The organism is Sphingomonas sp. PP-CC-3A-396, assembly GCF_004343105.1.
Taxonomy (GTDB): Bacteria; Pseudomonadota; Alphaproteobacteria; order Sphingomonadales; family Sphingomonadaceae; genus Sphingomonas.
The window spans coordinates 49,163-55,795 of sequence record NZ_SLYF01000011.1 but is presented as its reverse complement, the minus strand read 5'-3'; the positions used below and the strand labels follow the sequence as shown (position 1 = coordinate 55,795).

Annotated in this window: 7 protein-coding genes; 4 read left to right on the top strand and 3 right to left on the bottom strand. The window is 62.8% G+C overall.

The features are described from left to right. The 3 genes from C8J40_RS18755 to C8J40_RS18745 form a co-directional block, all read right to left on the bottom strand. A partial coding sequence (locus C8J40_RS18755; protein ID WP_132898312.1) for a beta-propeller fold lactonase family protein occupies positions 1–1,160 on the bottom strand: 1,160 nt, incomplete at its 3' end. After that, entirely contained in the window at positions 1,157–1,525 is a 369-nt protein-coding gene (locus C8J40_RS18750; RefSeq protein ID WP_132898311.1) for a DUF305 domain-containing protein, read from the bottom strand. The genes C8J40_RS18755 and C8J40_RS18750, both read right to left, overlap by 4 nt. 35 nt (positions 1,526–1,560) lie before the next feature. Then, the gene (locus C8J40_RS18745; RefSeq protein ID WP_043150680.1) at positions 1,561–2,040 is read right to left on the bottom strand and encodes a hypothetical protein; all 480 of its coding nucleotides are present in this window, start codon (positions 2,038–2,040) and stop codon (positions 1,561–1,563) included. A gap of 244 nt (positions 2,041–2,284) precedes the next feature. Here C8J40_RS18745 and C8J40_RS18740 point away from each other — a divergent pair, with 244 nt between their 5' ends. From C8J40_RS18740 to C8J40_RS18725, 4 genes are all read left to right on the top strand, one after another. Further along, positions 2,285–3,454, top strand: a complete 1,170-nt coding sequence (locus tag C8J40_RS18740; protein ID WP_132898310.1) for a hypothetical protein — start codon at positions 2,285–2,287, stop codon at positions 3,452–3,454. A gap of 46 nt (positions 3,455–3,500) precedes the next feature. Continuing rightward, positions 3,501–4,484, top strand: coding sequence for a malate dehydrogenase (locus C8J40_RS18735; protein WP_037535050.1), 984 nt, complete (start codon positions 3,501–3,503; stop codon positions 4,482–4,484). A gap of 88 nt (positions 4,485–4,572) precedes the next feature. After that, the gene (locus C8J40_RS18730; protein ID WP_132898309.1) at positions 4,573–5,445 is read left to right on the top strand and encodes a LysR family transcriptional regulator; all 873 of its coding nucleotides are present in this window, start codon (positions 4,573–4,575) and stop codon (positions 5,443–5,445) included. Next, a complete protein-coding gene (locus C8J40_RS18725; RefSeq protein ID WP_056056383.1) occupies positions 5,442–6,593 on the top strand; it encodes a TDT family transporter in 1,152 nt (383 codons plus the stop codon). The genes C8J40_RS18730 and C8J40_RS18725 overlap by 4 nt, the downstream gene beginning before the upstream one ends. The last annotated feature ends 40 nt before the right edge of the window (positions 6,594–6,633 follow it).

Below are 6,633 nucleotides of genomic sequence, written 5' to 3'. Positions count from 1 at the left end.
ACCTGGCCTTGATCGAACAGCGTGACCTGGCTGCGCCCAGTCCCGGATAGAGTCAGCTGGATCTTCATGCCGGCCTGCGCGAGCGGCACCAGGTTTGCACGGCCATCGCCTACCGGCACCGCGCCGGGAACATATGCCACGCCTTGCGGCCCCTGACCGATTGGAATCGTCGCGATGACGGTGTTGCTTGCTGTGTCGATCGCCGCGACCGCATCGGCGTTCTCCAGCCCGACATACATCCGCGTGCCGTCGCCCGACGGCCATAGGCCGTGCGGGAGCGCGCCGACCGGGATGCTCGCCACCTGCACGAAGTCAGTGGTGCGGAACACCTTCACGACATTCTCGGTGCCGACCGTCACAAAGGCGAACTGGCCATTCTTATTGCGGGCGATATTGACGTGGTTGGTGATCGCGCCGGTATCGAACGTCTTGAGCACTGCGAAGGGTGGCTTGGCGTCGAACACCATGACCTTGCCGACGTCCTTGAGCGTCAACCAGACCTGCTTACCGTCGGGCGTCGCGGCGATGTCAGGGCAGAACGGGCTCGCCTGCTTGACGCGACCGACGATCTTCTTCGAGGCGGTGTCGATCACAACTGTCTCGGGCGAGAAGCTCGAACAGACGTAACCGTATTTCCCGTTTGGCGAAAAGATCGTCATGCCGGGGCCATTAGGAACGGGGATGCGCGTGGTCGGCGCGAAGGTCTTGCCGTCGAGCACCTGGATATAATCCTCGCCGCGCACCGCGACCCAGACTTCGCGACCGTCGGGGCGGAAAAACGCCTCATGCGGCGAGCGCCCGACATAGGTCGTGTGCTTCACGGCATTGGTCGCGGTATCGATGAACGTCACCGAGTTCGAACCGATCGAGATCGCCGCCAGCGTCTTACGATCGGGCGAGAAGCCCATGCCGTGGACAAGCAGCTGCCCCTTGTAGAGCGGGCTGAGGTTGGCGGGGGTCTGGTCGCCGAGCTTGATGACGCCGAGCAGCGTGTTGGTTGATGGGTCGATCACCGACACGGTGTTGGAGAACTGGTCCGACGTGTAGAACCGGTCCTGCGCGCTGACAGGGATGTCGGGGGTCGCATTGGGCACTTGCTGGGCAAACGCAGGGCCTGAAAAGCACAAGGCGGTGCAGGCGGTTAGGGTGAAACGCTTCATGGACGGTCTCCGTGATGGGGGTGACCAGTCGCGGTCGGTCCGGTGTGACGTGACAACGCGCCGCCTTCGGATAGGATGCCCTGCATCACCGCGATTTCCTGACGCTGTTCGACGATGATCCCTTGCGCAAGCCGGCGCAGGCGTTCGTCCTTGCCGTAACGCAGCTCGATCTCAGCCATGTCGATCGCACCTTGATGATGCGGGATCATCATCCTTGCGAAGTCGCGATCGGGATCGTTTGAATAGCCAGTCATCATCGCGCCGTGCATCCGCGTCATCGCCGCATCCATCGCGGACGCGAAGCCGTCCGTTTGCGCGATAGCAGCGGTCGATACGGACAAGCCTATCGCCATCAGCAAGGTCATGCGTGATCTCATCGTCCTGTCCCTAGTTTTCCTGTTTACGACACGCGAGCGATGATGCCGATAATCGTTGCTAGCACGGCCATGCAGGCCGGGAGAAAGAGCATCTGTATAGCCGCTTCGCGCCCTGTGATCGTGCCCGTCAAGATATCGACCGGGCCCTTGATGAACTCCGAGAACGAACGGAGGGGTTCGCCGGGGGCGGGAGTATCGCTGAGTACGATGCCGCCAGCAATCAGACCGAAATACAGGATCATGAAGACCGACACGACCGTCAGGACGAGCGCCGTAGCTGCATCACGTGCGAAGAAGGTCCAGAAAGTCAGCAACATTGCTGCATACACGCCGACGAGCAAGCCCAACGTGGCAGGATGGACGCCGCGCGATGCGATGCCTGGAGCCGTTCTTTCCAGCTCGTCATAATTGCCTGCATCCGGCACGATTGCGAGATGTCGACGCACAGGCTTAGGAGCAACGAGTGTCTCGGTAGCGAGATCGTAGATCGGCTGTGTTGCCATGAGGAAGTCTCCGCGCGTCTCGATGAATGCCGAGCGTGACAGGATAGATGATTGCGGCGGGGCGGTCGGTCCAACGCATAACCACGGTCATTCCAATCATTTAACAGGAACGGTCGGCGATCTATAATCGCGTTTTCGTATTGAAATCATCGCGACCATGCGTTGGACGCGAGGGACATATCGGTCGATCTAGCGGCATCGGACCGGCACGATCACCCGCCGGGTCCGTGATAAGGATCAAACGATGAAAGCTGCGATCGTTCTGGTTGCCGCGATGTTGGCCTCCGTAGCGCCAGTCCCGGCGATCGCTCAGGCCTATTGGGCTGCACCTGCGGCGGACGACTTTCCCTACGATATCAAGGCGGTTCAGGCACCGTGGTCGAAGGCTGATATCGACCTCAGCCATCATGACCGGATCTATGTGTCTGACCCTACATCGACGAAGATCGTTGTCATCGATCCTGCAGCGGGCAACGAACTGGGACGGATCGACCTCGCCAAAAGCGCGATAGCTGAGCCCAGCTTTTCCAGCCCCAAAGTCCAGCACCTGGCTGCAACGCGTGACGGGCGGACCCTGGCGGTATCGGCATTAGCGCAGCACAGTGTGACGCTCGTAGATCTGGCCACGAACACGGAACGAGGCCGGACCGTGTTCCAGACGTCGCCTACCGCCGTCGCGTTTACGCCCAATGGGCACGAACTCTGGGTTTCGCTCGGCGATGAACATGCCATCGCGGTCGTGGATCCTAAGACAGCGCGGGAGATCACCCGCGTACCAGCAAGTGGCGGAGCGGGCGCGACCATCCTGTCGCCAAACGGACGCTATGCCTTTGTATCGCTTACTGAAAGGCCGTCCATCCTGGTTGTCGACGTCGAGCATCGGCGCGTCGTCGGACACGTTGCCAGCAACGGTGCAGGTGCGGGAGCAATCGCGGTCTCGCCAGATGGCAAACAGATCTGGGCAACACGCCGCGAGAGCGGCACGACCACGGTCTTTGCTGCCAAACCGCCGTTTGCGGTACGCGAAGTGATAAACACTGGTCCAGCAACGGGCGCGGTCAACTTCGCCCAGCGCGCAGACGATTCCTTTGCCTATGTCAGCGTTGGCGGCGATCAACCTGCAATCAAGGTCTATAGAACCGACAGCCTGGAGGCTGTGGCAACCGTCCCGCTACAAGCGGCTCCGAGTGCGGTTTGGCCGTCGGGCGATGGTACGAGGATCTATGCCAGCCTGGCCGGAACCAACAAGGTCGCTGGGATCGACACGCTGACGTACACCACCGTGTCGACGATCCCGATCAGTACGGATGCGCAGAGCCTGATCTACGTTCCTGGTGCCGTAAGATCAGGAAAAGGTCTCGCCAATCTGGTGCCATCCGGGCGCGATACGGCGCTTGCCCTGGCGGCGCGTTGATCGGTCTCACACCGTCTGTAATCTCCCAACGAAAGCCCTTTCCAAAATGACCAAGCCCCCCGTCAGGATCGCGATCAGCGGTGCCGCAGGACAAATTTGCTATTCGCTGCTCTTCCGGGTCGCGCAGGGTGACGTGTTCGGACCGGACCAGCCCGTTATCCTTCAACTGCTCGACGTGCCGCAGGCGCTGGACGCAGTACGCGGCGTGGTCATGGAACTGGAGGATTGCGCGTTCCCGCTGCTGGCAGATGTGATCATTACTGATGATCCGATGGTGGCTTTCAAGGACATCGATGCGGCCATGCTGGTCGGGTCTCGTCCCCGCTCGAAGGGCATGGAGCGCCGTGATTTGCTCGCTGCCAACGCAGCGATCTTCAAGACGCAGGGCGCAGCGCTGGACGCAGTGGCCAAACGCGACGCCAAGATCCTGGTCGTCGGTAATCCCGCCAACACAAATGCCTGGATCATTGCGCAAAGCGCACCGGGTTTCCCTGCCGAAAACATCACGTCGATGATCCGCCTCGATCACAACCGCGCGCAGGGACAGCTTGCGGCCAAGGCGGGTGTCGGTGTCGATGCGATTACAAAGCTCGTCGTCTGGGGAAACCATTCGCCGACGATGTTTGCCGACTGGGGGAATGCCGAACTCGATGGCCAAAAGCTTGCCGACCGTATCGGAAACGAGGCCTGGTACCGCGAGACCCTGATCCCCACCGTTGCGCAGCGCGGAACCGCGATCATCGAAGCACGGGGTGCGTCCTCGGCCGCGTCGGCAGCAAATGCGGCGATCGACCATCTGCGCGATTGGGTGCACGGCGCAGGCGACAATTGGGTGTCGATGGGCGTGGTGTCAGATGGCTCCTACGGTATCCCGCAAGGGCTGGTGTGCGGCGTGCCGGTGCACTGCAAAAGCGGTGGGTATGCGCGTATCGAAGGACTGATCCTCGATCCATTCCAGCGAACGATGCTTGATCGCACGATTGCCGAACTGGTCGATGAACGTGAGGCGGTTATCGACATTCTGAAATGACCGATCGGTATATATGATTGGAATGACCGTAATCTTTGGTTGGTGCGATTGATCTCCTTTCCCTATCATTGGGGCAAGGAGATCGGGCATGACCCTGGAACAACTCAGGATTTTCGTCGGTGTCGCCGAGCGCGAGCACATGACGCGCGCGGCCGAAGCGCTCAATGTGACGCAGTCAGCCGCAAGCGCTGCCATCGCCGCGCTAGAAGCGCGGCACGGCGTGCCGCTGTTCCACCGGGTCGGCCGTGGGATCGAACTGTCCGAAGCGGGCCGTATGTTTCTGGTCGACGCACGCGCAGTGCTTGGCCGTGCCGCCAGCGCGGAACTTGCACTGGCCGAATATGCAGGACTGGAGCGCGGCACTCTGCGGCTAGTCGCAAGCCAGACGATCGCGGGCTATTGGCTGCCCCGCCAGCTGGCCGCGTTCCATGCGCGCTACCCCGCGATCTCAATCGAACTGGCGATCGACAACACCGAGGGGGCCGCGGCGCGCGTGCTCGACGGTGCGGTCGAGCTTGGCTTCGTCGAGGGTATGATCGACGAGCCCGCGCTCGCGCATTGGACCGTCGCGAACGACCGCATGGTGCTGGTGAGTGACCGCGCTGCCGACACGATCGACGAGGACTGGATCCGGACCGCGCGCTGGATCGTCCGCGAGCAGGGATCGGGCACGCGCTCGTCGTTCGAGGAGGTGTTGCGCCAGCGCGGCGTCGATCCGTCGGACCTTACCATAGCGCTGACCCTGCCATCGAACGAGGCGGTCCGCAGCGCGGTCGAGGCCGGCGCGGGCGTCGCGGTGCTGTCGCAGCATGTCGTCGCACCTGCAATCGCGGCCGGCACGTTGCACGATCTGCCGCTCGGTCTGCCGCGGCGTCCATTCTACGCGCTGCGGCACAAGGAGCGCTATCGTACCCGGGCGGCCGACGCGCTGACCGATCTCATCAAGGAGACTGGCAAGTGACTGCCGATCTGAAACCCGTTCTCGATGGTCTGAAGCCGCTCAGCCGGCTTGATTCTCCGCGCGAGATGATCCGCCAGTTCACCCCCAACTGGTTCGCCGCTACGATGGGCACGGGCATCCTCGCGCTGGCCTTGCCGCAGGTGCCGGGCGTCGGCGCATCGCTGCACCCGGTCGGCGAGGCGTTGTGGTATTTCAACATCGCGCTCTTCACGCTGTTCGCCGGGCTCTACACCGCGCGCTGGACGATGTTCGGGCACGAGGCGCGTCGGATCTTCGGGCACAATACCGTGTCGATGTTCATCGGCACGATCCCGATGGGCCTCGCGACGATCATCAACGGGTTCCTGGCGTTCGGCCTGCCGCGGTTCGGCGCCGGCGTTATCCCGATCGCCGAGACATTGTGGTGGATCGACGTCGCGATGTCGCTCGCCTGCGGTGTAGCGATCCCCTACCTCATGTTTACCCGGCACGAACATTCGCTCGACGGCATGACCGCGGTGTGGCTCCTGCCAGTGGTCGCGGCCGAGGTCGCAGGCGCGAGCGGAGGCCTGCTCGCACCGCATCTGGCGGACGCGCACCACCAGTTCGTGGTGCTGGCGACCTCCTTTGTCCTCTGGGCGTATTCGGTGCCGGTCGCGTTCGGCATCCTCGCGATCCTCATCCTGCGGATGGCGCTGCACAAGCTGCCGCACGAGAGCATGGCCGCATCGAGTTGGCTCGCACTAGGCCCGATCGGCACCGGTGCGCTCGGGATGCTGGTGCTCGGCAGCGACGCGCCCGCGATCCTCGCCGCCAACGGCCTCGGCCAGATCGGCGCGGTAGCGCAGGGGATCGGCACGATCGCCGGGCTGCTGCTCTGGGGCTTCGGCCTGTGGTGGCTGGCGCTCGCGACGCTGATCACGATCCGCTACTGGCGCGCGGGCATTCCGTTCAACCTCGGGTGGTGGGGCTACACCTTCCCGCTCGGCGTCTACACGGTCGCCACCTTCAAGCTCGGCACGACGCTCCAGCTCGGCTTTTTCGGGATCGTCGGCACCGTCCTTACCATCGCGCTCGCAGCGATGTGGCTGCTGGTCGGCGCCAAGACGGTCACAGGCGGCTGGCGCGGAAACCTGTTCGTGTCGCCCTGCATCGCCCAAGCCAATTGATGGGCCGAACTGATCGTCCTGCCGGATCGAACCGGCGCAT

Bases quoted from the DNA above. Each gene is read 5' to 3' on its own strand.
- C8J40_RS18750 (WP_132898311.1), bottom strand. From the start codon at position 1,525: ATGACCTTGCTGATGGCGATAGGCTTGTCCGTATCGACCGCTGCTATC.
- C8J40_RS18745 (WP_043150680.1), bottom strand. From the start codon at position 2,040: ATGGCAACACAGCCGATCTACGATCTCGCTACCGAGACACTCGTTGCT.
- C8J40_RS18740 (WP_132898310.1), top strand. From the start codon at position 2,285: ATGAAAGCTGCGATCGTTCTGGTTGCCGCGATGTTGGCCTCCGTAGCG.
- C8J40_RS18735 (WP_037535050.1), top strand. From the start codon at position 3,501: ATGACCAAGCCCCCCGTCAGGATCGCGATCAGCGGTGCCGCAGGACAA.
- C8J40_RS18730 (WP_132898309.1), top strand. From the start codon at position 4,573: ATGACCCTGGAACAACTCAGGATTTTCGTCGGTGTCGCCGAGCGCGAG.